17 protein-coding genes are annotated in these 25,496 nt (G+C 61.3%); 8 read left to right on the top strand and 9 right to left on the bottom strand.

Annotation, left to right across the window (positions count from 1 at the left end; genetic code table 11):
• Positions 1-78: 78 nt before the first annotated feature.
• On the top strand, positions 79-804 hold the full coding sequence (locus PCO31110_RS22910; RefSeq protein WP_150691469.1) for a transporter substrate-binding domain-containing protein: 726 nt from the start codon (positions 79-81) through the stop codon (positions 802-804).
• Between the two features lie 57 nt (positions 805-861).
• Here the strand turns inward: PCO31110_RS22910 and PCO31110_RS22905 are convergent, their stop codons facing one another.
• Entirely contained in the window at positions 862-1,560 is a 699-nt protein-coding gene (locus PCO31110_RS22905; protein ID WP_010804186.1) for an XRE family transcriptional regulator, read from the bottom strand.
• A gap of 227 nt (positions 1,561-1,787) precedes the next feature.
• Between PCO31110_RS22905 and PCO31110_RS22900 the strand changes: the two genes are divergently transcribed.
• The 4 genes from PCO31110_RS22900 (at position 1,788) to PCO31110_RS22885 (ending at position 6,108) form a co-directional block, all read left to right on the top strand.
• Positions 1,788-2,684 (top strand): ABC transporter substrate-binding protein, encoded by an 897-nt coding sequence (locus PCO31110_RS22900; protein ID WP_010804187.1) that lies wholly within the window; start codon positions 1,788-1,790, stop codon positions 2,682-2,684.
• 32 nt (positions 2,685-2,716) lie between these two features.
• Entirely contained in the window at positions 2,717-3,856 is a 1,140-nt protein-coding gene (locus PCO31110_RS22895; protein ID WP_010804188.1) for an LLM class flavin-dependent oxidoreductase, read from the top strand.
• A 32-nt stretch (positions 3,857-3,888) separates the two neighbouring features.
• Positions 3,889-4,893 carry an aliphatic sulfonate ABC transporter substrate-binding protein gene (locus PCO31110_RS22890; RefSeq protein ID WP_217427297.1) on the top strand — a complete coding sequence of 335 codons (1,005 nt, stop codon included), beginning with the start codon at positions 3,889-3,891 and terminating at the stop codon, positions 4,891-4,893.
• A 129-nt stretch (positions 4,894-5,022) separates the two neighbouring features.
• Positions 5,023-6,108: a porin gene (locus PCO31110_RS22885; RefSeq protein ID WP_150691468.1), complete on the top strand. Its 1,086-nt coding sequence runs from the start codon at positions 5,023-5,025 to the stop codon at positions 6,106-6,108.
• 472 nt (positions 6,109-6,580) lie between these two features.
• Here the strand turns inward: PCO31110_RS22885 and PCO31110_RS22880 are convergent, their stop codons facing one another.
• The 3 genes from PCO31110_RS22880 to PCO31110_RS22870 form a co-directional block, all read right to left on the bottom strand.
• Positions 6,581-6,793, bottom strand: coding sequence for a cold-shock protein (locus PCO31110_RS22880; protein WP_150691467.1), 213 nt, complete (start codon positions 6,791-6,793; stop codon positions 6,581-6,583).
• Positions 6,794-7,089: 296 nt separating this feature from the next.
• Complete coding sequence (locus PCO31110_RS22875; RefSeq protein WP_246189946.1) at positions 7,090-15,747, bottom strand: GH36-type glycosyl hydrolase domain-containing protein; 8,658 nt, start codon at positions 15,745-15,747, stop codon at positions 7,090-7,092.
• Between the two features lie 27 nt (positions 15,748-15,774).
• On the bottom strand, positions 15,775-16,107 hold the full coding sequence (locus PCO31110_RS22870; RefSeq protein WP_150691466.1) for a hypothetical protein: 333 nt from the start codon (positions 16,105-16,107) through the stop codon (positions 15,775-15,777).
• Positions 16,108-16,320: 213 nt separating this feature from the next.
• Here PCO31110_RS22870 and PCO31110_RS22865 point away from each other — a divergent pair, with 213 nt between their 5' ends.
• Together PCO31110_RS22865 and PCO31110_RS22860 are read left to right on the top strand one after the other, a co-directional pair.
• Positions 16,321-17,139 carry a PRC-barrel domain-containing protein gene (locus tag PCO31110_RS22865; RefSeq protein ID WP_150691465.1) on the top strand — a complete coding sequence of 273 codons (819 nt, stop codon included), beginning with the start codon at positions 16,321-16,323 and terminating at the stop codon, positions 17,137-17,139.
• Positions 17,140-17,370: 231 nt separating this feature from the next.
• Positions 17,371-18,240 (top strand): slipin family protein, encoded by an 870-nt coding sequence (locus PCO31110_RS22860; RefSeq protein ID WP_150691464.1) that lies wholly within the window; start codon positions 17,371-17,373, stop codon positions 18,238-18,240.
• Positions 18,241-18,278: 38 nt separating this feature from the next.
• Here the strand turns inward: PCO31110_RS22860 and PCO31110_RS22855 are convergent, their stop codons facing one another.
• From PCO31110_RS22855 to PCO31110_RS26195, 3 genes are all read right to left on the bottom strand, one after another.
• Entirely contained in the window at positions 18,279-19,535 is a 1,257-nt protein-coding gene (locus PCO31110_RS22855) for an AI-2E family transporter (protein ID WP_246189945.1), read from the bottom strand.
• 258 nt (positions 19,536-19,793) lie between these two features.
• The gene (locus PCO31110_RS22850; protein ID WP_150691463.1) at positions 19,794-20,222 is read right to left on the bottom strand and encodes a PRC-barrel domain-containing protein; all 429 of its coding nucleotides are present in this window, start codon (positions 20,220-20,222) and stop codon (positions 19,794-19,796) included.
• 43 nt (positions 20,223-20,265) lie between these two features.
• Complete coding sequence (locus tag PCO31110_RS26195; RefSeq protein ID WP_281350647.1) at positions 20,266-20,391, bottom strand: hypothetical protein; 126 nt, start codon at positions 20,389-20,391, stop codon at positions 20,266-20,268.
• 358 nt (positions 20,392-20,749) lie between these two features.
• Here PCO31110_RS26195 and PCO31110_RS22845 point away from each other — a divergent pair, with 358 nt between their 5' ends.
• Positions 20,750-21,232 (top strand): Spy/CpxP family protein refolding chaperone, encoded by a 483-nt coding sequence (locus tag PCO31110_RS22845; RefSeq protein ID WP_246189944.1) that lies wholly within the window; start codon positions 20,750-20,752, stop codon positions 21,230-21,232.
• 435 nt (positions 21,233-21,667) lie between these two features.
• Here the strand turns inward: PCO31110_RS22845 and pgm are convergent, their stop codons facing one another.
• Complete coding sequence (pgm, locus tag PCO31110_RS22840) at positions 21,668-23,362, bottom strand: phosphoglucomutase (alpha-D-glucose-1,6-bisphosphate-dependent) (protein WP_150691462.1); 1,695 nt, start codon at positions 23,360-23,362, stop codon at positions 21,668-21,670.
• A complete protein-coding gene (tkt, locus tag PCO31110_RS22835) occupies positions 23,359-25,467 on the bottom strand; it encodes a transketolase (protein WP_150691461.1) in 2,109 nt (702 codons plus the stop codon). Before tkt ends, pgm begins: the two co-directional genes overlap by 4 nt.
• Positions 25,468-25,496: the final 29 nt, after the last annotated feature.

The raw sequence follows: 25,496 nt of genomic DNA, 5'->3' as shown, positions 1-25,496 counted from the left end.
TGTCGACCTTGTCGCCGTTTATGGCGGCTTGTCTGCGCCGGTAAGCTCCCGGTTCCCCCTTGAAGGACACCCATCCCCATGAAAGTCAGAGTCGCCTATATCGAGGAGCCCCCGTTCTACTGGACGGGGTCGGACAATCGCGCTACCGGTGCCGACATCGAGTTGGCCGACGTGACGCTTCGCACGATCGGTGCGTCGGACGTCGAGTTTGTGCTGACGATGTTCGAGGAACTGCTGGCGGGGGTGCAAGACGGGCGGTGGGATATGACCGTGCCCTTGTTCGTCTCTGCCGAGCGGGCGCGGTCCGTTGCCTTCAGCCTGCCGGTTTGGGCCTTGAGCGACGGCTTTGTCGTTCGACACGGCAATCCGAAGGCGCTCACCCGCTACGAAAGCGTGGCGGCACGTAGCGATGCAATCCTCGGCCTCGTCGCCGGGACCGTGCAGCGTGACACGGCCATGAGTGCGGGGGTGCCGGATAAACGGATCGTGACCTTCAAGCGTCAATCCGATGCTGTGGCGGCGCTTCTCGCCGGAGAGATCGATACGTATGCGGCCACAGCGCTCGGCAATCGGGAAATCGTCGCCGCGCACCGGGAACTCGAAGCCGTTGCGCACGAAGCAGCGGCGAGCGATAGCGCACCGGTCGGGGCGTTCTCCTTCAAGAGAGACAACCAGACGCTATTGAACGCAGTGAACGGTCAATTGCGCCAGTATCTGGGTTCGGCCGATCACCGCACCCGTATGGCGAAGCACGGCATCACGAAAACGGAAATCGATAGCATCGTCAACCGCACGGCAGAATGAGTGAGCATCGTTCGGCGATTGGCGGATAGACGCCTGGTGGCAAACTGGGCACCGGCTTTACAGCAACGTGCCACGCCAGATCACTCGCCCAACGATGTTCAGGCTTTCCAGCGGTGCTTGAATGGGCGCGTACCGGGCGTTGTCCGATGTGAGCGACACCATGCCGCCAAGCTGCCGCTGCAAGCGTTTGATGAGCAGATCGCCGCCATCGCGTAGCACGTAGACCTCGCCATCAGCCGGACTTGCGACCTGTCGATCGACGACGAGCGTGTCTCCCGTGCGGAACGTCGGCGACATGGCGTTGCCCTCGACACGCATCGTCGCCAAATGGGCCGGATCGTATCCGTGGCGTGCAAGCCACTCCTGGCAAAACGCCAGTTGCACCAATTTCTCTGGCATCACCTGCGGGACGGCGCAGTCCGCGTCATCTCCACGGTAAAGCGGTAAAAGCGTCAGATGGTTTTCCGGCCAGCTGTCACGAACCGCCGCCTCCATCGCGCCGCGCCCCGTGATTAGCCACTCCAGCGTCACGCCTCCGGCCTCGGCCAGCGCCATCAATACGCGGCGTGAGGGCTCTGCACCTCCGAGGTACTTCTGAAATCCGCTCGGTGAGATTCCCGCCTGGCGCACCAGCGCGCTCGCATTGCCAGCACGCTCGATCAGCAAACGCAACCGTGCGATGAAGTCGTCATCGGTGTCGTGCGCGGAAGCTCCGGCATTGCCGCCGTAGATCGCCGCCTTGTCCGCTTTCGTCATGTGTCTCTCCCGCCGCTGTTCGGGAGCAATATCCCGCTGTCGCGATAACTATAGCGAAAAATATCATTAAGACAATTCGCTATAGGGCAATAAAATCATCCAATAGCGAATTTTCGTTACATGATGATAGCGCAACGACGGTGTTGCAACATGCTTAGGTGACCAAGGAGAGAATAAATGGGGCTAACCCCAACGTATCGCGGCACACGAGACGCGGAGGCCCGGCGATGACATTGCGCGTCGGGGTACATCCGAACAATCTGCATCTGCAACTGGCTGCGCTGACGTGGCCGGATCGTTGGCCGGCGAACGTGCCTGACGTGCAGTTCGTGGCTTACCGTGAAGGGCGTGATACCGGCCGCCTGATCGCCGGTGATGTCATCGATGTAGGCGGCACCGGTTCGACGCCGCCGTTGCTCGCACAGCATGACGGCGTGCCGCTTGCCTACGTTGCGGCGTCGGCGCCGCGGGGCGCGAATGGGGCTATTGTGGTTCGCGGCTCTGACGCGCCGGTCAATGTATCGGCACTGGCCGGTCGCCGTATCGCTTTGCTCGATGGTTCTTTTCACACCTCCTTTCTGGCTGCCGCGCTCGAGCGCGAGGGCCTGTCGTTACGCGACGTCGAACGTGTCGAGCTGGCACCCGCGGATGCCTACCGCGCGCTTGACGAGGGGCGGGTCGACGCGTGGGTCGCCATGGCCCCCTGGCTTTCGCGAGTGCGCGACGAATTCCCCCGGTGGCGCGTGCTGACGGATATCGGTGCTTATGTGCCTAACCGTTCGGTGTTTTGGGCCCATCGTGACGCCGTCGAGCGCCACCGCGCAACCCTCGACGCCGTGTTCTCGGCGCTGAGCGCGTTGGGCCAGGATGTCGCGAACCATCCCGCGCCTTATGCCGAGCGACTCGCCAACGCCGGGATTTCGGGCGCAGACGCTGCCTCGTGGCGCACTTCACTGGCGGCGCGCGACTGGCAACTGCAAGCCTGCGACGGTGCTTTCTATGCCGAGCAGCAAAGCGAGGCCGATCTGCTTCATCGCCACGGCGATTTGTCGCATGCGCTGGATATCTGGCAAGCGGCGCCATCTGCGCCATTGAATTTCTCGTCAGCGGCTTGCGCGCACTGAATATCTTCCCTCTTGGCTACACGGATTTTGCAATGAACGTTTATTGGTATCTCACCGCGCCGGATGGACACGCGCCGTGGACGACGGACGGTGCCCGTACGATCAACTATCGTTACCTCCAGCAACTGGCTCGCGGCTATGACCATCTCGGTTTTACCGGTGCGCTGTTTGCCACCGGCGCGCACGACGTCTGGGTGCTGGGTAGCTCGCTGCTACCGTACACCGAGGACATGAACTTCCTGCTCGCCATCCACCCTGGACTCATACAGCCCACGTTGCTCGCGAAAATGGCGGCCACATTTCAGGAGTTCTCCAAAGGGCGGTTGCTGCTCAACGTCGTGTCGGGCGACGCCAAGATGCTCGGGGCCTATGGCATGTCCATCGCGCATGACGAACGCTATCTGATGGCCGACGAATACCTCACGATCTTCAAACGTCTTTTCGCCGGTGAAACCGTGACCTATCAAGGCAAGTACTTCAGCGTGGAGGGGGCGAAGCTCGCGCTGCCTGCGGGGAAGTCGATTCCCATCCCCCCACTGTGGTTCGGCGGTTCATCCGAGCCGGCCATCGAAGTCGCCGCTAAACATGTCGACACCTATCTGTCATGGGGCGAGACGCCGGATGAGATCGAACAACGGGTTCGGCATGTGAATGCCCGCGCGGCGCACTACGGACGAAGCCTGTCGCACGGCGTGCGTCTCTACGTCATTCTTCGCGATACCGACGAGGCTGCCTGGGCAGAGGCGGATCGCCTGTTGAGCCTGATGGACGACGACGCCATCGCCGCGAATCAACGGTTTGTCGGCGGCAGCGACTCCGTGGGCCAGCGACGCATGAGTGCGCTCCATCAAGGCAGGCGACCCGCGCGCGCACGGGATCTGGAAATCGCGCCGAACCTTTGGTCGGGACTGGGCCTTGTGCGGCCGGGACCGGGTACCGCGATTGTGGGCTCGCCGGAGACCGTTGTCGCGACACTCAACGATTACGCGTCGCGAGGCATTGACACCTTCATTCTGTCGGGGCTGCCGCTGCTCGAAGAATCGTATCGGTTTGCGGAGCAGGTATTGCCGCGTTTGCCTGTTCGCCGCCGCGAAACGGCCGAGAAAACATTTACCTGGTCAACGTTGTTCGATCGAGATCCGTCCACGCTCACCACGCCTGCGCACCCCTGAAGGCGCATCGCTCCACTCAACCGGGATTTAGCATGAACTTCATTTTCGACGTCCGCCGGTATTTCCGGCGCACGGGGGAGCGTTTCGCCGTTGTGGCGGCGCTCGCCGCGATGACGCTCGCGACGATGCCTGCCCCCGCCAGTGCACAAACTCGCGCCGGCAGTGTGACCTTGCGCATCGCCTATCTCAAGGGAACCTCGGATCTGACGCTCGCCAAAGCCAAGGGCTCACTCGACAAAGCGCTGGCCGGGCAGGGCGTCAAGGTCGTTTGGGCCGGCCCATTTCCTGCGGCCGCACCGGCGTTCGAAGCGCTTAACGCCGATGCCGTCGATCTGACGAGCGGCAGTTCCACGTCGTTCGTGACGTCTATTGCCGCCGGCGTTCCGATGGCGATTTTCGGCTATCAACCCATGACTGCGCATAACGAGGCCATTGTGGTGCCGCAGGATTCGGGGATTCGTTCGCTTGCCGATCTTGCTGGCAAACAGGTCGCCGTCAACAAGGGCGGCACCGGCGAGTATCTGCTGGTGCGCGCGCTAGTCAAAAGTGGCATCGCGCCGGATACCGTCAGGCGCCGTTATCTGTCGCCTAGCGACACCGGCAGCGCGTTTGTCGGCGGTGGCGTAGACGCGTGGGCGACGTGGGACCCCTTCCTCTCGATTGCCAAAAGCAACTATCACGCGCGTGTACTGGCAGACGGTGTCGCCATTGGCTCGGACAACGCCGTGGGCTATTTCGTGCGTCAGGATTATCTGAAGGCGCATCCGGAAGTCGTGAGAACCGTGCTGCGCGTGCTTCGCGACGAAAACATCTGGACCGCCGCCCACCCGCGAGAAGCCGGAAAGATCTGGGCGGCCGAATTGAATCTGCCGCCCGCACTGGCAGACAAGCTCGGTGAGAACAACGTGTCGCCGCTGCGCGCCGTGCTGCCTGACGATGCAACGCGTATCGAGCGCGTCGCTCGCTGGTACGTAGATAACCGGATCATTGCCACGCAGCCCGATGTGAGGGCGCATATCGCGACACTCGCCGACTGAACCGATTCCACAGCACGCAGCATTGCCCGGCGTTTCCGGTCGACCTCGACGTCCCCTACGGGGGACCGCCGGGCGCGTGCGAACTTCCTCTCAATGCCATAAGCCGACATCGATCGGCGAACACTCGACATGACCCAGAAAAATCACACGCTCGCACGTCCGCAGGCGGGGACAGCCTCGCCCCTGCGCACCACACTCGCCGTGCTGGCCCTTACCATCAGCCTTGCGGCGTCGCCGATAGCACACGCGCAGACATCCAGCGTGACGCTCTACGGCCTGCTCGACCTTTCGCTCGACTGGTCGCATTCCGGCAGTCAAAGCACCTACCGTATGCTCTCCGGCGCACAGACCGGCTCTCGCTTCGGCCTGAAAGGCTCGGAGGACATCGGCGGCGGAAACCGCATCAACTTCACGCTGGAAAACGGTTTCAATCTGAACAACGGCACGGCCAGCGATTCGACGTCGACCTTCAATCGTCAGGCGTGGGTCGGGGCTTCGGGCCGCTGGGGGGAAGTGCGTTTCGGGCGGCAGAATTCGCCATTGTATGTTCCGCTGGAAGGCAAGTTCGATGCGACCGGCGCCTCGACGATCGCATCGGGGCTGAACAGCTTCGCCACGTTGTCGGTGCGCGCGAGCAACGCCATCTACTACGGAACCCCCGATATCGCAGGGTTCTCGGCGCAGGCGATGTTGGGATTGCGTGATACCGCCACTACGCCGCGCAGCGGCATCAATAACTACCATTTGACGGCGTCTTACACGCGCGGTCCGGTCGATTTGGGCGTAGGTTTCCAGTCGGTGGACAGTGCCACCAACGCGAGCACGCTCAAGGCGTTCTTCGGCGGAGGTTCCTACGACTTCGGCATGGTTCGGCTGTTCGCCGGTTTCCATCATGCGCAGCAAAGCGACGGCTCCGTGGACAAAAACGTCTACACCGTTTCCGGTGCTTACCGCTTCAGCCAAGCATCATCGTTGGCGTTGGTGTATTCCCATCTCGACGACCGCACTCCGGCAGCACGCAATGCGGATCACATTGGTCTGATGTACGCCTACTGGCTCTCCAAGCGGACGTGGCTGTATGCCAGCGGGGCGGTGTTGCTCAACAAGGGCAGTGCTTCTTATGCGCTTGCCGGATCGACGACACCGGGGGTTGCGGTGGCCTATCCCGGCGCAGACGCACAGGGTATTCAGATCGGTGTGCAACACCGGTTCTGATAATGTCGCGTTCGCGCCCCGCGTTATCTGAGCAGGCATAACTTTCCCGCACCGTCTACCGCATTCCCCAGTAGATCAGCAACAGGACGGCCACCGTTACGGCGCCGACGAACCAGGACATGCTAGCCATCATGTCTTCTCCTACTTGTAATTCACGACCGGCGTCTGAATTGAAGACGCCGGTGGCTACCACCGCCACCGGAGCGTGCTTGCGGCGCGGCTATAAGACTTGCCGAACTGTGTCGGCTCAAGGCGTTTGCCAACACGTTGAATGAGGTCACGAGCGAGCAGTGCGTCGGTAAGGGCGTCTGACAAGGGCTCGGGATCACGCCCTGAAACGTGCTGAAGTGCAGCAAGGATGGCTTGCTTGGATAGGGAGAGCATGGTGATCCCCATTTGAAAATCTGTCATCGTCCGGTCAGGGGCTGTGAACAGGCGTGCTTGGGTTCGGGCGACCTGACCGGGCCGCGCGTCAGGCCGGCTTGATGTTGGATGCCTGTGGTCCTTTCGGACTTTGCACAACATTAAAGGAGACGCGCTGGTTTTCCTGCAGCGTTCGAAATTCTTCGCGATTATCCGCGTTGATTTCGGAAAAATGAGCGAAGAGATCTGCGCCTCCATCATCCGGTGTGATGAAGCCGAAACCTCTGTTGTCATTGAACCACTTGACGATGCCAGTACTCATAAATCACCTCTTGAATGTCCAACGCTTTACCATCGCGAATTACGAGGTATGGAGGCGTTGATAAATGGACAACCAAGAAGGTCAGAGATCGGAAGTGTCTCGCATGGATCGGGAGATCGACGCGCTATCGAAAAACGTCAGACTTGATGGCCATTAAATATTTTATACGCTTGTATTGAGAAACCAACAAGCAGTTTGTTTTTGTTTTTATATTTAAATTTCGTTTTAATTTATGGAATTGATTTTTAAAATAATCCGACCGGAATTATCGTCCGACTCAGCGCTGGCGAGGGGGCTCACGCTGGCGGTAGAAGACTGATCTGCACCCGGTGGATGCGCCCGTCGTCGACCAAAGGGATGTCGTGATCGTTACCTTCCAAAAGATGCCCGTCGACGGTAACGGATGCGGGGCCTTGGCTCTGGCCATGCGGATTGACCACCGAGATGAGATAACGGGACTTGCCATATTGGTAACTCAAGCGAAACCCGCGCCACTCCTGCGGAATACAAGGCGCGATGCGCAGCGCGTTCCCGCGCTTGTCCAGCCCCAGAATGGACTCCACGGCGCCGCGATACATCCACCCCGCAGCGCCGGTGTACCAGGTCCAACCGCCGCGGCGGACGTGCGTGGGGGAGGCGTAAATATCCCCGGCCATGACGTAAGGCTCCACCTTGTAGGCATGCACGCCGGCGCGCGTGTCTGCATGGTGAATGGGATTGAGCATCTTGAGTATGTCGCCGGCGCGGTTGCCGTCGCCCATTTGCGCATACGCGATCATGCACCAGGTCGCGGCGTGGGTGTATTGCCCGCCGTTTTCCCGAATGCCAGGCAGGTATCCCTTGATGTACCCGGGATCTCGTTCCATTTTGTCGAACGGCGGCGTCAACAGCAGGATGAGGTCGTCGCCTGGGCGCACCAGATAGTGCTCGACGGATTCCATCGCTCGGCGCTGCCGGTCGGCATCTCCCGCCCCCGAAATCACACTCCAGCTCTGCGCGATCGAATCGATACGACACTCCGCATCGCCCGAACTCCCGAGCGGCGTTCCGTCATCGAAGTAGGCTCGCACGTACCATGCCCCATCCCAGGCGCCATTATTCAGCGCAGCGTGCAATCGGGCAGCGTGTGCCCGCCATCGCGCTGCGGCGTCGACCTCTGCACGCGCTTGCGCCAGATCGGCGAGGGGCAACGCTGTGGCATACAGGAACCAGCCTAGCCAGATGCTTTCGCCTTTACCTTCCATCCCGACGCGATTCAGGCCGTCGTTCCAGTCACCCCCGCCTATCAGCGGCAAGCCGTGGGTGCCCGTCGCGAGACTGCAATCGATGGCACGCTGGCAATGTTCGAACAGGGTTCCGGTCTGCGCTGTGACCGTCGGCACGTAGTACGCATTTTCTTCGGTGTCTGAGACGGCACGTCCCTCCAGATAGGGTACCGGTTCGTCGAGGATCTTCGTGTCACCCGTCACTCTGATGTAATGGATGACCGAGTACGGTAGCCAGAGCCTGTCGTCGGAGATATGGGTACGGACACCGCGACCTGAAGGCGGGTGCCACCAATGCTGCACATCCCCCTCGACAAACTGCCTCGCGGCTGCCTTGAGCAGATGCGCCCGCGCAAGATCGGGGCGCGCATGGCACAGCGCCATGCAATCCTGCAATTGATCGCGAAATCCGAACCCGCCGCTAGCCTGATAGAACGCGGCGCGCGCCCACATGCGGCAAGACAGCACCTGATAGAGCAGCCAGCCGTTGAGCATCAGATCGGTCGCCCGATCCGGTGTCTCGACGTGAAGCTGCATGAGAATGGTGTGCCATTCCGATTTGACCGTGGCCAAGACCGTGGAGGACGGTGTCGCACGGTAACGTTGAATGTATGTCCTCGCAGCATCGCGGTCGTTCGCCTGTCCAAGAAGAAGGGTAAGTTCGACGCGTTCGCCGGGAGCCAATGTGATCTGCGTGAGTAGCACGCCGCAAGGGTCCAGGCCCGCGCCCGTCGCCTTGCTAAGGGCCGCATCGGATAGCAGCCCGGCAGGATGGGCGAGATCTCCGTTGCGTCCAATGAATTCCGTGCGGTCGCCGGTCCAACTGGTCTGTTCGCCAAGCCAGTCCAAAAAGGCGATGCGCTCGCTGAATTCGGCGTTCCATGCGTTGGTGGCAAACATCGCACCCGTGACGGCATCGATCTCGGAGACGACAAACGGCGCATTGCGGGCACGTTTGGCGCCTAGCACCCATTCGACGTATGCCGCAGCACTAAGTCTGCGCGGGCGCTTTGTACGGTTTTCGATGGTCAGTACGGAGAGCTTGACAGGGTCGTGCCAACTCACGAATTGCACGAGTTCGGTCTTGATGCCATACACGGCATGTTCGAAACGACTGTATCCAAAACCGTGAGAGGCAATATAGCGAGTGTTCTCCAAACGGATGGGCGATGCGGTCGGGCTCCACAGATGGCCCGTTTCGTCATCGCGCAGAAAGAACGCTTCACTGCACGGATCGACGACCGGGTCGTTCGACCAAGGCGTCAGTTGATTCGCTTGGCTATTGGACGACCAGGTATAGCCGCCCCCTGACTCCGATACCTGAAAACCAAATTCCGGATTGGCGATGACGTTGAGCCACGGCGCAGGTGTGCGTTGGCCCGGTCCGAGTACCGTCACGTACTCGCGCCCCTGCTCGGCAAACCCGCCCAGCCCGTTGAAATACTCAAGCGCAGGAGCGGACAATGACGTGTCGGCGAGGTCATCGCCACGCGTTCCGCGCGGTCGGGCGATATTCAATGGCTTGTGGATAATGCTGCGTCCCATGCGCACGACTTGTTCTTCGAGGCTGCCTTGTCTCGCCCCCGCAAGCACGACACGGGCGGCAGTGAGCAACAATGTCATTTCCGCTGCCTCGAGGTCGTCGGCGCGAATGACGGAAATGCCGCCGCGTCTGTCGTTAGGCCCGGACGTGACCTGTGTGCCGCTGACCATCGTCTGAAGTGAGATTTGCAGATCCTGGATATACGACACCTTGCGTTCATTGAGAATCACGAGGTCGACCGGAACCCCTTTACCTTGCCAGTATTCGTGGGCGCGCAGCAACTGTCTGACAATGTCGCGGTCGTCCTGATCGTCCACCCGGATCAGGACGATGGGCAGATCTCCGGAAATGCCGAATCGCCATAGCGACGGCGCACTGAGCGTGTTGCGTTTGAGCACCTCGGCGGCCGCACGCATCGCGGCGTCCACATAGAGCACCCGGTTGGCGATGAACTGGAAGAGATGGGCGTCGTCGGCCGTGATACCCAGATAGTGCAGATTGACCTGGCCCTGTGTCCACGCCAATGTCGAAATGCGTTGGAAGCTTGCCGGGTCGTGATACTTGTCAGTGAGATCGAGCAATGACTCACGGCTTGGCGCCACCATCGTAGAAAACACCAGATGCTCGGTCGCACCGGGGGCAATGGTAATGCGCGTGCGCAGGCTGAAGATCGGGTCCAGTACCGGACCTACCGTATTCGACAGCGGACGGCCGTCCATGACTGCCAACGGGTTGCGGATCGTTCGCCCCCGTGTGATGAAACGTGCCCGATCCGTCTCATAGCCCAGTTTGCCGCCATGCGGCGAGCGCGCTAGCACATGCGCCGCCCACAAGGGCGTATCCGTGCCCCCGCGAGGACGGCGCATGGCGAGCAGACCCTGCACTTCCGGCAGGTACTCGGTCTGGACGAACAGATTGGAGAAAGCAGGATGCGCCGCGTCGCTCTCCATCGGCGCCAGCACGACTTCGGCGTAGGAGGTGACTTCAATTTCACGCGTCAGCGCGCCGGCGTTGGTGATAGACAGGCGACGGACCTCGGCGTTGTCTTCGGGCGACACCATGATTTCCAGTGTCGTGACAAGCGAGCCCTCTTGCCGGACGATGCTTGCACGATCTTCGGAGAACGCCACGTCATAGCTGTCGGGTTCGGTGCCCACGGGCAGGAAGGTCGCCGACCAGACGGCGTCATCGGCGGTGTCCCGCAGAAACAGATAGCTGCCCCAGGGGTCGCAAGTGATATCTTCGCGCCAGCGAGTCACGGCCGCGTTGCCACATAGGCTGTATCCGGACCCCGCGGCAGTGACCATCACCGAATACCCGCCGTTCGATAATAAGTGCGTGGCGGGAGGCGTCTGACCGGCAGAATAGAATCGACGCATGACCGGCACAGTCGCCTCGACACCCATTGGCGTGTCCGCGATGTCGGGGGCAAGATCGACCGCGCTGATTTCGCGCGGGTTCGCCTCATGCAAGAGCAAGTCGGCGGCTCGTACGACAGCCTGGCGATGGAAGCGTTGCCGCATAACGTCGCCGAACAGCACGTTCGTCAGCGCGACCAGCGACATGCCCTGATGATGGGCCATGTAGGTGCGAACCGGGACGGCATTACAGTTTTTCGGCAGGCGCGAAGGCGTGTAGTCGACGGCGTCGTAATACCCGAAGGCACCGCGAGCGCCAACACCATCGAGCCGCTTCAGGTTGGTCACGGCGTGCGGCAAGTCATACATGGCGGCGAGCACCGTGGCGTAGGGCGCGATCACCAGAGACCGCGCCAGCCCGCGCTTCAATGCCAACTCGGGCACCCCGAAATCGGAGTATTGATAAGTCAGCGCGCGGTCACGTATGTTGCAGGCCGACTCGGAGACGCCCCACGGCACATTGCGCTCCTTACCGTAGGCGATCTGACTCGCCACAGCAAGCTCGCACGTTGAATCCAGCAGGCTTCTATGGGGATAGTCCATCACCAGCGACGGCATTAGGTACTCGAACATCGAGCCTGACCATGACATCAGCACTGCGGCCTTGCCGTAAGGCGTCATGATGCGCCCGAGCCGGAACCAGTGCGTTGCCGGCACATCGCCCTTTGCGATGGCGATGAAGCTTGTCAATCGCGCCTCGGACGCGAGTAGATCGTAGTACGAGTTGTCCAGTTCGGCGTCCCCCACTCGATAGCCAATCGAAAACAGCCGCCGGTCGGTCGCGAACAGGAAGAGGAAGTCCATCTCGTCGAACAGCCGGCGCGCCAATATCGCAACGGCTTCGAACCGTTTCGCGATGTCCGGGCCGGGTAAAGGCGACAATGTGAAGTAATAGGGCGATTCGCCGTCAGGCGACACGTCCGGCGCGAGATCTCGCAGGTGGCTCTTGACGTCTCGACGGATCGCGCCGACCCAGTAGAGAACTTCGCTATGCGCAGCGTCACCGCGTTCGTTGACGAATGTCTGTGCGAGATCGAGTAGCGTAGTCACGAGCTGGTCTATCGCGTTCCAGCGCCGGCGCCAGCCCTCGGATGCATCGGCGATGACGTCGATCGGTCTGGACGGCGCGGGCTGGAGGAGCATGAGTTCCAGCGCGTCGAGTTCTTCGTACAGGAGGGTGCGGTTCACCGTAAGCGTTCGCCGGTCGTCACTCTCGTGGGCGATGGCGTCGCGCAGGAGGGCGACCGTGTCGAGAATTCCATCGAGTTGCGCGCGGGAAAATACCGGTTCAATGGCAATGTCTTCGCACGCGCTCGCGACCACGAGCAGATGGCCGGCCAAATTGCCGCTGTCGACGCTCGACACATATTGCGGGGCCAGTGCGCTGAGGTCGTGGGTGTCGTACCAGTTGAAGAAATGCCCCTGGTAGCGCGCAAGCGTCGACATCGTGCCAAGGGTTTGCTCCAGGCGTTCGAGCGTCTCCGTCACGCCAATCCAGCCGAAATCGCGCGCAGACAGTACCGACAGCAGGTAGAGGCCAAAGTTGGTGGGCGAGCTTCGGTGCGCCACCACGGGGCTAGGGTCTTCCTGGAAGTTGTCGGGTGGAAGCTGATGATTGTCGTCGTCGACAAAGGTGGTGAAAAAGCGCCAGATACGCCGGCCGGCCATTCGCAAAGCGCGGTTATCCTCCGCGGCGACGAGGGACGGGCGCGCAGGGTCCGGGCGGCGGCTGATCCATTGGGCGACGAACGGAGAAAGACCCCACAGGACCAGAAAGGGCGCTGCCCACGGGAGGCTGGCTGGCCTGAGCCATGCAACGATGGCCGCGCACAGTGCCGTGAGCGTGATGGCACCGCGAAGCGACCATAGAAAGTTGCCTACCGAGCGTCCGGTGTGCAGTTTGACCTGCGCGGCCGTCACCCACTCGAGCAGCCGGCGTCGAGAGACGGTCAGCCGAAACAGCGTGCGTGCGATGGCGTCGGCGGCCAGCCACGCGTGGTTGGCCAACATCGATGCCACGATAAAGGTACGCTCGACGCCACTGCAAATGTCGCGGCCAACCGCGCGCCAGTGGCTCGGCATCGAAATACCGGTCTGTGATGGGATCAGGCCCGCCGCAATCATGAATATCGCCGGGGCGGAAATCGCAAGCAATACCAGTACCGACCATATCCCGACAGGCGCCTGCGCGACTGCCCACGCGCACACCAGCGTGGCCAGCGCCGCTGGCGCGGTAAGGGAGCGGCGCAAATTGTCGAGCATCTTCCATCGAGCCGCGGCTGGAATCGCTCCGCCGCGCTTGCCGACGATCCACGGCAAAAGCTGCCAGTCGCCCCGGATCCATCGGTGCAGCCGGGTGGCGGCTACCTGCGCATTCGACGGAAAGTCCTCGAACAATTCGATATCGGTGACCAATCCGCAACGGGCGAAATTTCCTTCGAAGAGGTCGTGACTGAGAATCGTGTTCTCCGGAATTCGCCCCGCAAGTGAGGCTTCGAAAGCGTCGACGTCGTACAGGCCTTTGCCGACGTAGCTGCCCTCGCCAAGAAAATCCTGATACACGTCGGACACGGCGCCGGCATAGGGATCGATGCCGTAGCGGCCCGAAAACAGACGCGAATAAATGGTTCCTTCGCTCATCGCTGGCAGTGTCGGTGTAATGCGCGGTTGAAGGATGCCGTAACCGGCAACCACACGCCGGGCGCCCGGATCGATGTACGGACGGTTCAGTGGGTGCGCCGCGGTGCCGACGAGCTGCCGCACGGCGTCGATAGGCAGACGCGTGTCGCTGTCGAGCGTGATGACGTATCGCACGCCTGGAGGTGTCCACGGCCCGCGTGCATCAATGTCCATGAACGAGGTGTCCGTGGCGCCTCGCAGCAGCCGGTTGAACTCATGGAGTTTGCCTCGTTTGCGCTCCCATGCCAGCCATTTGCGCTGTGTTTCATTCCAAAGCCGCCTGCGGTGGAACAGGAAGAAGCGGGGCGTATTGGCGGTGCTGTCGGCGGTGCTGTCGGCGGTGCTATCGGCGTAGCGGGAATTCAGCGCCGCTATGCGGGCGTGGGCGGCTGCCAACAGCGGCATATCGCTCTCGATGTGTTCTTCATCCGCATCCCGCCAATCGGAGAGCAGGGCAAACCGGACATCGCCCTTGGGGTTCGCGAGATAGTGCACTTCCAACTGAGCGACCTGCGCGGCGATGTCCGCCTCGTTCGTCAGCATCATCGGTACGACAACGAAGGTTCTGAGGTCGGGCGTGATACCGTCGGCCAGCTCAAGGCGTGGCAAATGACGCGGGGGAATCAATCGGGTCAACGCTCGGTCGATAAGCAGAACGGCAAGTTCCGATGCCGGGAACAGACCACATACGGCCAATAGCATCAGACCGGCGACGCTCACCCCTGCCGTGGCGCTGAGCCAGACTGGAACGACCAGGATCAGAACACTCAGCAGACAAACGCCCACGATGTAGGCTGCTGCGCAATGGTGGGCATCATGCAACCGCCAGCGATGGGTGATCGGCACACGATAGGCGATCTCGCGCTCGAAGGCGCGCCGGCCGGCCGACAGAAGATAGTAGCCTGCGTCCGTGCGGCGCGGCATGTCTTCGGCGTCAGCCGCATCGCCCGTGCCCGCCGCCGCAGCGGCCACCCTGAGGTTCAGTGCCTGCGTGACCTCAAGCTCGGACAACCGGGATCTCGCCGCCAGTTTCTCAATCTCGTGCCGGTAGCCGTCGCGAGTCGCAAAGTCCATTTCCGCGTAACCGGCGTTCTGGCGCAGATGCGCGTCGACCAGGCTGACTTCCTCGAATAGCGGCTGCCAATCGAATGCCCGCATGTCGCGCAAACTGGTGATGACATTGCGCACGCTCATGTTGGCTGCTGCCTGAATGGCGTGTTCGGCCTGTACGACATCGTCAGCCGATTGCCCTTGCTGCGCCAGTTGATCGCTCAGCCATTGCAGAGACCTGTCCTGATAGCGCAGGCGCTGGATCAACTGGACCGTGAAGGCCGGCTCGAACGGCTCGACGACGCCTGCGTTTGCCTTCGGTGCATCACCGGCAGCGGGGGATGCAGACGTCTTGTGCGCGAGCAGTTCATCCGCATATCGATCGGCGGCCTGACGGTACACCTGAGCCCGTGTCACTTGTGCGCAGAGGCGCCGGAGATTCTCGATCATCACGGCGCGCAGTGTGAGCGGCATGGCCCAGAGTTCTGCCATGGTCAGCGGCTCGACCTTCTGATAGGCGAGCAGAAAACACATGAGCAGTGCAGGGTCGAAACGGCTGTCGGTGTGAGCCACGAAGGCCCAGAGCACACCATAGATGCGTGGCAGGCCACGCAATGGGCCATCGAGCAGCCGGGGCAATGATCGGAAAGACTTCGTGTTCAGGCCGTGCCGGACTTCTCTGAACTGGTCGGAGACGGTGCGGAAGTTGTCCAGCAGCCACTCCGCTGCCGGGGTGATCGAGCGACGCCGCAACGTGGCGTGCGCCGTTGCGTCATAGCATTTGCGCAATATGCGCTCGTTGTCGGCAGCGCGTGAGGTCAGCGTTCGGGTGCGGGGCGGATGAATGGCGATTTGCTGGGCACGCGCCAGACTGAGCGCATGCTGCTCCAGCCGGTCGCGGCTGAACAATTCAGCCCGAATCGGGGCTTGCGCAGGCCCGAAGTCGCTCGTCCCCCGGGGGGGGCCGACAAAGTAATCCATTCCTGGCGGTTTCCACATGCCGATGTCTCCGGCGTTGAACGGCGATCAGGAGAACACGGGGTGTTTGTCGTCCAGACCGACGACCTCGTCGTAAATGTGGTCTCGCGTGCGTGGGTCGAAGTGTTGCCAGACTCGGGCGAGCCAGTATTTCATCTTGCGCTGGGAAACGTCGTGCCTGCTCACCGGCACAGCCGGGAACTGGTCATTTTCACCGACCAATTTTCCCTGCAGGTACTCGTGGGCGTTGGCTCTGACATATTCTTTGGCTTTCATCAGATCCGTGGCGCTTGAGGAAAACGACAGATCCAGACATGTCAATGTCCAGACTGCGTCCTCACGTTCTCCGTAGACATGAAGCAGTATCCGTTCCTTTCTCATGATCGAATCCTCTTAGCACATGCGCGGCATATTGCCTTCGATGATCGTCGCGGATTTTGCCGAACGGGTCGGTTCGATACCGAACGGACTCTTCAGAGACTTTGACGTAGGCTGTGGGCGACTTCGGCATCTGATCGTCTCCCGTCGCGCGGCGTTTGCGTACGTGCGGCGGCTGGGCGCCGTCATTGACAGTCGATTCACGGGAGGTTTGCCATGTTACGAACCCTGGACGAACTGGAGGGCTGCACCATCCGCGCGACTGACGGTGACGTCGGTCTGGTGAAAGATCTGTACTTCGACGACAAGGCGTGGGTTGTCAGGTACCTCGTCGTGGAAACCGGGACGTGGCTTGCGAACCGGCAGGTATTGATCTCGCCCATTTCGATTGGTCAGAGCGACTGGCTCGACGACATCATTCCGGTCACGATCACCAAAGATCAGGTGAGGCACAGCCCGGACATCGACACGCACAAGCCGGTTTCCCGTCGGCATGAAGCCGACTATCTGGCGTATTACGGGTATCCGGACTACTGGGGCGGCATGGACGCATGGGGAGAAGGGGCATTCCCGGGCGGCCTCGCAAGCGGCAGCCGGTCCGAGCAGGATGCCTTTCGCGCGGCACGAGAAGCGACGCATTCCAATGACGAAATGGTGAACCGGCCGCGACACGATCCGCATCTGCGCAGTGCGGACGCGGTGACCAACTATCACATCCATGCCAGCAATGGGGACATTGGGCACGTCGAAGGCTTGCTCGTGGACGTGCACACATGGGCGCTGCGCTACATCATCGTCAACACCAGCAACTGGTGGATGGGCCATCTGGTGGCCATCCCCGTAAAGGTGATCGAACATATGAACTGGCTGGACGCGACCGTGTCGCTGGCGCTGACGCGCGAAGCGGTGAAAGGCGGGCCGCCCTACGATGCCAAGGCCCGACTCGATCGGCGCCAGGAGATCAGCATCCATCACCATTACGGTCGCGCGGGCTACTGGGACGATCCTCCGGCGCACAAGCGAGACGATATCTAGGGCCGTGGCTCCAAGCTCCCGCATTCAGGTCATCTCGGTACGCCAGCGGACCGAAATCCGCCTTCGCCGACGTTAGATTGAGTGCCAAGGTGACGGCGTCGCCGCCACAAGGAGAGCGTTGGTCATGTCAATTAATGTGTTGCTGATGCCCCTTCTGGCCATCGTGCTGGCGGGGCCGTTTTATCTTGCGTGCAGACAATGCACGTGTCTGAATGTACAGGAGCCCTCGCCATGAATTCCATCACTTCATTTCTGGTACTGGTGCTTCTTCTCGCGGGCGCGGTGGCTGGCGTCTACGTCAGTCCTTACCTGGCGCCGTGCTTTCTCGTCGCTGCCATACTGCTGGGCTCGACGCTGAAGATGGCGAACGCATGGCAGAAGTTCGTGATCCTGCGCGCCGGCAAACTGCAAAGCGTGAAGGGCCCGGGACTGTTCATGATTCTGCCGGTCATCGATAGCGTCACGGCCGTGATCGACGAACGTATTCAAACCACGGCATTCAACGCCGAGCAGGCGCTGACAAAAGACACGGTGCCAGTCAACGTCGACGCGATCATCTTCTGGCACGTCAACGATGCCGAGAAGGCCGCCTTGGCGATCACGGATTACCGGCAAGCGATCGACCGTGTGTCTCAGACATCCTTGCGCGAGATGATCGGCGCGTCGATGTTATCGACCCTGCTTTCTGATCGGAAGGCGTCGGACGAACAACTGCGCGCGGAAATCGGCGCCAAGACCGCTGCATGGGGTATTGCGGTGATGTCGGTGGAGGTGCGCGATGTCGCCATTCCGGTCGCGCTCCAGGACGCCATGTCGAGGCAGGCTCAGGCCGAGCGGGAAAAGCAGGCACGCATGATTCTCGGATCTGCGGAGGCTATCGTTGCGGCGAAATTTGTGGAGGCTGCGGCAATTTACGAAGGGCACCCGCAGGCATTGCAACTGCGCGCCATGAATATCATCTACGAGACAACCAAGGAACGAGGCGCCACCATTCTGATGCCATCGTCGATGGTCGACAGCATGAATCCGGTAGCGATATCGTTTGCCGTGGCCGGCGCCGACCCGGTCAATTCGATGCCAGGCCTGAAGACGGCCGCGTAGTCATCGATTTACCGCATGTGGCGGGGCTCGTCGGCGATCTAGTCGCCCAGGAGTTCCGCCACAGGCTGGAAATGCTCCACATGCTGGGATACGACCTTTACGATGACGATGATCGGGATACTCAGCAGCATGCCGGCGATTCCCCAGAGCCAGCCCCAGAACAGCAGCGAGACGAAGATGGCGGCCGGATTCATTTTGGCGATCTTCCCGGTAATCCACGTGGAGACAAAGGTTCCGACGAGAGCGGCAATCGCGAGAGACGTCCCCGAGACCAGCAGGGCCATCGAGAACGAATGAAATTGCATATACGCGGCCATACCGGTCGCCGCAGCGCTCACCCCCGGCCCGAGGTAGGGCACCACATGTAACAATCCCGCCGCCAGAGCCCATGCCCCCGCGTTATCCAGTCCAATCACGCGAAACGCGACCCAGGTGAGCCCGCCGACCAGCATATTGGTCACGAGCAACATCAGCATGTATTTCTGTATGGAGTCGTTGATGTCGTCGAGAATGCGCACGGTGATTTTCTTCGACGATAGCGACGGCCCCGCCAACCGCACGAGCTTTTGCTTGAATGTGCCTCCGCTGACCAACAGAAAAAATGCCAGCAGGATCACCGTCAGGGCTTGGGCTATCAGTCCCAGAGCGCCCATCGAGCCCATCCACAGAAAGGCGCTCAGCTTGAAAGCGGGCTGATCCAGCACCACATGCGTGACCGGTTGCCTCGGCGGCGAGGACAGGTCCGTGGCCTGGTTGGCCGCTTTCTCGATCGCGCCTGCGGCCGCCTTCATTTTCTGAAGGCTGCCGAATGTGCCGCTGTGCAGGTTATCCAGGACGGTCGAGAATGTCTGTGTGGCGGCAGGCAATTGCCCAATCACTCTATCGATCTGATCGCGCAAGGGATAGCTGCCGGACACGAACACGCCGACGACAGCGAGCATGACGATGATGGCGCCAGCGGAACGTCCGACTCTTAGTTTCCCCAACCCGACGACCAGTGGGTTGAGGGTGTAAGCAAGAAGGACGCCGAGCAGCACCGGGACGACAAATCGTTGCGCCCACTCCAGGGCGAATAGGACGGCGAGCGTCGCCAGAATACCCAATGCCAGGCCGCGCGCGTCCACCGGCATGCGCGGTGCCGACTCGACCGTGGATGCGTCCCTATCGGCGGCGTTCACGCCGCTCGACGGTACGGCCAGAGTGGCGTCCGGTCGTTGCGCGATGGGGGCGCGATGCCTTCCTTTAGGGCCGAAAAGACGGGCCGCGCCCCGGTTGACCCATGTGAATGACCACACAGCGGGCCTCCTGATTCGTAAGAAAATGTGAGCGAGTCCATGGGTTCGATCATTGAAGGAACATGTGGCACGATACGCATTTGCAAGCGTCATTTGCCGTTATGAGCAGAGCAGAATGAAGCCCATCGTGACAAACAGAAGCACTGCATAACTCATGACAATCACCTCGCTTTCTCAGTGAGGCTCACTGATCTCTTCATGCTGTTATCGACGTTGTGCAAACTTTCGCGGGCCAACGGTCAATCTCGAGCTATACGGTTACAGCGGTGCAGCAGGACGGTAGTAGTCGTCAATCTCATCGACCCACGCCTGATCTGCCATGTCGGGCCAATGGTCCGGGTCGAATCCCGGCGCAGCTTCCAGGCGGTGTTTGTCGACATCCAGAACAAAACACTTGTTCTCCGTATCGAGCTTCAATGCCTGCCACGGCACCGCGAACAGCTTTTTCCCCATGCCCAGAAAGCCGCCAAACGACAGTACGGCGTAACTGATCCTGCCGGCCCGAACGTCCAGCATGATTTCCTTGATATCGCCCAGCGCTTCGCCGTGCTCGTTGCACACGCTGTTACCGACGAGCGTATCTGCACCCATCAGGGTGGGGCCGGGCCCGAGCGCGGTACCCGGGCCGGGACGCACCGTTTCTCGCGTCTTGTACATTCCGTACGTATCACGATCTTCGTAGTTCATATGCCTTCTCCACTCAGAGCACCACACCTTTCGGCGTGGCGATTTACTCGTCGGAAAGCTGCACCAGCGCTGCTGTATCGCCCGGTGTAGCCACATTGACAAGCTTGTTTCTCGCACCGCAGCCGGGGCAATCAAAGTAAAAACCGAGGTCGTTGACTTCCGGCGTCATTTCCGGAAAGTCGCTCAACTCGCCGCAGGTTCTGCATGTGAACATCCGTATCTCCCTATCGTCTTGACGACGGTGCTTTACCAGCCGCTCGGGGGCTGACGAACGCGCCCACCACTCAAGGGCCGAGACTGCCGCTCGAACCAATATCGCCGGCATGATGCAAAGGCTAAGGGAGGAAGTCCGCAACGTCTGTCCGATAGCGAACAGTCGTTGATTCGGGGAAAACGTGGAGGAGGGTCCGCCAGCGAACAGACGCGACCTCGGTGCGGAGAGATAAGGGATGTGGTCATCGCCTGCGATTGCTGCTCATCACGGGCTGACCGCGCAAATTGTCGCTGACCCATTCTTGAGAAACGCCATGAAAATCTCCCGCTTTCCCACGCAACTTCACGTCGGGCGCGTTCTTGAAGTCCTGATCGTTGCCGGCCTCGCCGTCATCTGCACGCCCTCGGGCGCCGCCCCTGCCACGGGCAGCCACATGGGTACCCATGACAGGAATATGGCGTCGCGCCCGCCCGTCGAAGCCCGCATTAGCGATCTGCATACGCGGCTGCAAATCACTTCGGCGCAAGAGTCGCTGTGGCAACCCGTCGCGCAGATCATGCGAGACAACGCGACCAGGACACAGTCGTTGCTTAAAGCACGCGCCGATGGCGCAAGCCATATGAGCGCCGTTGACGATTTGCGGTCATACGGTCAAATTGCCGAGGCCCATGCCGACGGTATCAAGACACTGACGCCCGCCTTCGAGGCGCTTTACAACAGCATGTCCGACGTGCAAAAGCGCAATGCCGACCTGATATTCCGCAACGAAGGTCATCACATGGGCCGCAAGGGCTGAGAACGCAGGAGCCAATGATGAAATCCTTACTCACACGAATACAAAGCACGAGCCCCATCCGGAAGATCGGTCTTGCTTTGGTGATGCTGGGCGTGTTTGCACCGTCGGTGCCTCAGGCCCAGCCAGGCTATCGCGATCAGGGGGCGCATCACGATATGCGACAGGGAGACAGGCACGACCGACAACGGGCACCTTACGACCACCGTTACGACAGGCCGCGTCATTACAACGGGTATGGTGACGGCGGGTATGGGACGTATGGCGGGTACGGCGGGTACGCTTACGGCCCGCCGCCCGTGGTATACGCGCCCCCGGTATCGCCGGGCGTCACGCTATTTTTTCCACTCGAGTTTCGATAGCGTGGGAGTGCCCCGGCGGGTCGAGGCCGACCGATCGTGAGGTGCCTGCTTCAGGCGGGCTTTTGGGGGTGGCCCGCTATGATGGCGGCGAGGTTGCGTCGCCCAGCGTCTCATCGACGATGGCTTGCGCCTCGCGCAACAGTTGCAGCAGGTGGCGCTCGCCCTGAAAGCTCTCGCCATAGATCTTATAGGTCGCTTCAGTGCCAGACGGGCGGGCAGCGAACCAGCCATGATCGGTCACCACTTTCAAGCCGCCGATTGGCGCGTCGTTGCCGGGCGCGTGGGTCAGAATCGCATTGATCGGCTCTCCGGCGAGCCGCTTCGATCGCACATTGTCCGTCGACAGGGCCGCGAGCGCAGCCTTCTGTGCAGGTGTCGCACTCGCTTCGCGCCGGGCTTCCACGGGGGAACCCAATGCGTAGGTCAGTGTCTGGTACAGCGCGCCGGGGTCCCGTCCGGTGCGCGCCAACATCTCACCCGCCAGTAGCGCAGGGATCAGACCGTCCTTGTCGGTTGTCCAGACGGTGCCGTCGCGCCGCAAGAAGCCCGTGCCCGCGCTTTCCTCTCCGGCGACCGCCAGTGAACCATCGAGCAGTCCGGCAGCAAACCATTTGAACCCGACGGGAACCTCATACAGACGGCGACCGAGCTTCGACGCCAGACGATCGATCAACTGGCTGCCGACAACGGTCTTGCCAATGCCAGCATCGAGGGGCCAATCGGGACGGTGCTCAAACAAGTACTCGACCGCCACGGCGAAGTAGTGATTGGGGGCAAGCAAGCCCGCGCCTGGCGTCACGATGCCGTGCCGATCATGATCGGTGTCGCAGGCGAAGGCGACGTCGAACGCGTCTTTCTGCGCAATCAAACCCCGCATGGCGTAGGACGACGACGGGTCCATTCGGATTCGGCCGTCCCAATCGGCGGTCATGAAACCGAACGTCGGGTCCACGGTCGTGCGGGTTACCGTCAGATTGAGCCGATACCGATCGGCAATGGCCGGCCAATAGTGAACACCGGCGCCTCCCAGTGGATCGACGCCCATCTGAATGCCGGACGCCCGCAACACGTCCATGTCGATAACGTTGGGCAGGTCTTCGACGTAGGTGTTCAGGAAGTCATAGGGGTGCGTCGTGGAGGCTCGCATGGCCTGCTCGACGCTGATCCTTGGCATCGTCCGCAATCCGCTGCGCATTAGCTCATTGGCTTGCGTCTCGATCCAGGTGGTCACCGCAGACTCCGCCGGCCCGCCGTGCGGCGGGTTGTACTTGATGCCGCCGTTATCGGGAGGATTGTGCGACGGTGTGATGACCACACCGTCGGCGAGCCCCGCCGTACGTCTGCGGTTGTAGGTGACGATGGCATGCGACACGGCGGGGGTTGGCGTGTATTCGCCGCCCGCCGAAATCATCACGTCGAGGCCGTTGCCTGCGAACACTTTCATGACGGTCGCGAAGGCCGGCTCGGACAAGGCGTGCGTGTCGATGCCAACGAACATCGGTCCATCAATGCCCTGCCATTTGCGGTAGCGGCAGATGGCCTGACTGATGGCCAGGATATGCGCTTCGTTGAATGTCGTCAGGAACGACGAGCCGCGATGGCCGGAGGTTCCAAACGATACGCGCTGCGCTGGGATGTCCGGGTCGGGGGTGTTGCAGTAGTAGGCCGTCACCAGCCGCGAGACATTCACCAGCTTGTCCGGCGAGAGCTGCTGTCCGGCGTAGGGGCTAATCGGAGCGATCCCTGCGGCGAGCGTTCTGGATTCGTTCATAACGATTCCCTATGCGGTTTCGCACCGTGACGCATGAGTTGCGCCTTGGCGGCAGTGACGATATGCGCCACGTCGAAACCAAAATGACGCGCCAGCGCCTCACGGGGGGCAGATTTGCCAAAAGTGTGCAACCCGAGAATGGCGCCTTCATGCCCGGCATAGCGCTCCCATCCAAAGGTGGATGCCTCCTCTACGGAAACTCGCGCGATGACCGAGGGTGGCAGAATGTGGTCGCGATAAGCCAGCGACTGGCTCTCGAATATTTCCCATGACGGCATGCTGATCACCCGAGCGAAAATGCCTTCGCGCTTCAGTTCGTCGTACGCCGCAGCGCATAACGCAACTTCGCTGCCCGTGGCCAGCAGCAGCACGTCCGGGACGCCATCTTCGACGTCCAGTTCCTCGCAGGCATCAATCAGGATATAGGCGCCGCGGGCAACCCCGGCAGCACTTGCGTAACGGTCTCGATCAAGAACTGGCACGGCCTGGCGTGTGAGTACGAGGCAGATCGGCCCGCGCTTGCGTTCCATGATGACGCGCCACGCCTCGACCACTTCCCCGGCGTCGGCCGGACGCAGTACGGTCATGCCGGGCATGGCCCTCAGCGAGGCAAGTTGTTCGATTGGCTGGTGCGTCGGCCCGTCTTCCCCCAGGCTGATGGAGTCATGCGTCCAGACCGTGACGAGTGGCAATTCCATCATTGCGCCCAGCCGGAGTGCCGCCCGGCAATAATCGCTGAAGACGAGGAAGCTGGCGACAAACGGCCGTAGCGACGACAGACTCATGCCATTGGCGATCGCACACATGGCATGTTCGCGAACACCAAAATGAAAGTTTCGACCCCGATAGCTGCCGCCGGCCTGCGCGTCGGTACTCTGAAAGTCGCCCACGAGATCGAACGTAAGGCGAGTGAGCGTCGATGGCGACAGATCGGCAGCGCCCCCTAGTAACCAGGGAACACGCTCGGCAATGGCGTTGAGCACTTGCCCCGATGCCGTGCGGGTCGAAAGGCCGGCCGTCGTCGGGCCAAAAGCGGGCAGGGGGGCGTCCCACTCAGGGGGAAGCTCCCGCGCCTGCATCCGCTCCAGCGCATCGGCCAAGTCGGGATATTGGGCTCGGTAGTCCGCAAAGCGTTCGAGCCAACGGGTGTGGGCGTCGCGGCCCCGGCGGCCGAGGCCATCGTGCCAATGTGACGTGACGCCATCGGGCACGTCGAACTGCTTGTCGGGATCACTGCCGAAGTATTCCTTGGCCAGACGTACCTCAGCCGCGCCAAGCGGCTCCCCATGCGCCTCACGCGTGTCTTGCCGATGGGGCGCGCCATAGCCGATATGGCTTTGCACGATGATGAGGGTTGGGGCGTCGTCAGTATCGAGAAAGCCCTGGTACGCCCGCGACAACTGCGTCAGGTCGTTGGCATCGCTCACGCGCTCGACATGCCAGCCATACGAGGCAAAGCGCGCGCCTACGTCTTCGGTGAACGCGAGGCGGGTGGACCCCTCGATGGTGATGTGGTTGTCGTCGTATATCCAGCACAGATTGGCCAGCTTCAGATGACCGGCCAGCGAAGCGGCTTCCGCACCGAGCCCCTCCATCATGTCGCCGTCGCTGCAAAGCACGTAGATGTTGTAGCGGAATAGCGGAAACCCCGGACGGTCGTAGGTCGCGCTCAGCCATTGCCTCGCGATCGCCATGCCCACGCTCGTGGCAATACCTTGCCCAAGCGGACCGGTCGTGGTCTCAACCCCCGTCGTCCACCCATACTCGGGGTGTCCGGTGCAGCGGCTTCCCGGTTGGCGGAACGACTTGAGGTCGTCGATCGTCACGGCCAGTTCGTCGGCTGCATCGTCGCTCTTCACACCGCAAACGTGCAGCAAGCTGTACAGCAGCGCACAGGCATGCCCGTTCGACAAGACAAAGCGATCCCGGCCGGCCCAGTGCGGATGTTCCGGGTCGTATCGCAGGAACCGTTGCCACAAACAATAAACCGTCGGGGCGGCGTCCATCGGCGTGCCTGGATGCCCGGATTGCGCCTTTTGTACCGCGTCTATCGACAAAGTGCGCAGGGTGTTGATGCACAACCGATCAAGATCATCTGACTGCATCTCTGATAACTCCATCGATGTGAGCGACG

The organism is Pandoraea communis, from assembly GCF_902459745.1.
In the GTDB taxonomy this organism is placed as follows: Bacteria; Pseudomonadota; Gammaproteobacteria; order Burkholderiales; family Burkholderiaceae; genus Pandoraea; species Pandoraea communis.
This window is presented reverse-complemented; position numbering and strand designations above follow the sequence as displayed.

What these genes read in the sequence shown, in the direction of transcription:
- PCO31110_RS22910 (WP_150691469.1), top strand. Translation starts at nt 79, where the DNA reads ATGAAAGTCAGAGTCGCCTATATCGAGGAGCCCCCGTTCTACTGGACG.
- PCO31110_RS22905 (WP_010804186.1), bottom strand. Translation starts at nt 1,560, where the DNA reads ATGACGAAAGCGGACAAGGCGGCGATCTACGGCGGCAATGCCGGAGCT.
- PCO31110_RS22900 (WP_010804187.1), top strand. Translation starts at nt 1,788, where the DNA reads ATGACATTGCGCGTCGGGGTACATCCGAACAATCTGCATCTGCAACTG.
- PCO31110_RS22895 (WP_010804188.1), top strand. Translation starts at nt 2,717, where the DNA reads ATGAACGTTTATTGGTATCTCACCGCGCCGGATGGACACGCGCCGTGG.
- PCO31110_RS22890 (WP_217427297.1), top strand. Translation starts at nt 3,889, where the DNA reads ATGAACTTCATTTTCGACGTCCGCCGGTATTTCCGGCGCACGGGGGAG.
- PCO31110_RS22885 (WP_150691468.1), top strand. Translation starts at nt 5,023, where the DNA reads ATGACCCAGAAAAATCACACGCTCGCACGTCCGCAGGCGGGGACAGCC.
- PCO31110_RS22880 (WP_150691467.1), bottom strand. Translation starts at nt 6,793, where the DNA reads ATGAGTACTGGCATCGTCAAGTGGTTCAATGACAACAGAGGTTTCGGC.
- PCO31110_RS22875 (WP_246189946.1), bottom strand. Translation starts at nt 15,747, where the DNA reads ATGTGGAAACCGCCAGGAATGGATTACTTTGTCGGCCCCCCCCGGGGG.
- PCO31110_RS22870 (WP_150691466.1), bottom strand. Translation starts at nt 16,107, where the DNA reads ATGAGAAAGGAACGGATACTGCTTCATGTCTACGGAGAACGTGAGGAC.
- PCO31110_RS22865 (WP_150691465.1), top strand. Translation starts at nt 16,321, where the DNA reads ATGTTACGAACCCTGGACGAACTGGAGGGCTGCACCATCCGCGCGACT.
- PCO31110_RS22860 (WP_150691464.1), top strand. Translation starts at nt 17,371, where the DNA reads ATGAATTCCATCACTTCATTTCTGGTACTGGTGCTTCTTCTCGCGGGC.
- PCO31110_RS22850 (WP_150691463.1), bottom strand. Translation starts at nt 20,222, where the DNA reads ATGAACTACGAAGATCGTGATACGTACGGAATGTACAAGACGCGAGAA.
- PCO31110_RS26195 (WP_281350647.1), bottom strand. Translation starts at nt 20,391, where the DNA reads ATGACGCCGGAAGTCAACGACCTCGGTTTTTACTTTGATTGCCCCGGC.
- PCO31110_RS22845 (WP_246189944.1), top strand. Translation starts at nt 20,750, where the DNA reads ATGAAAATCTCCCGCTTTCCCACGCAACTTCACGTCGGGCGCGTTCTT.
- pgm (WP_150691462.1), bottom strand. Translation starts at nt 23,362, where the DNA reads ATGAACGAATCCAGAACGCTCGCCGCAGGGATCGCTCCGATTAGCCCC.
- tkt (WP_150691461.1), bottom strand. Translation starts at nt 25,467, where the DNA reads ATGCAGTCAGATGATCTTGATCGGTTGTGCATCAACACCCTGCGCACT.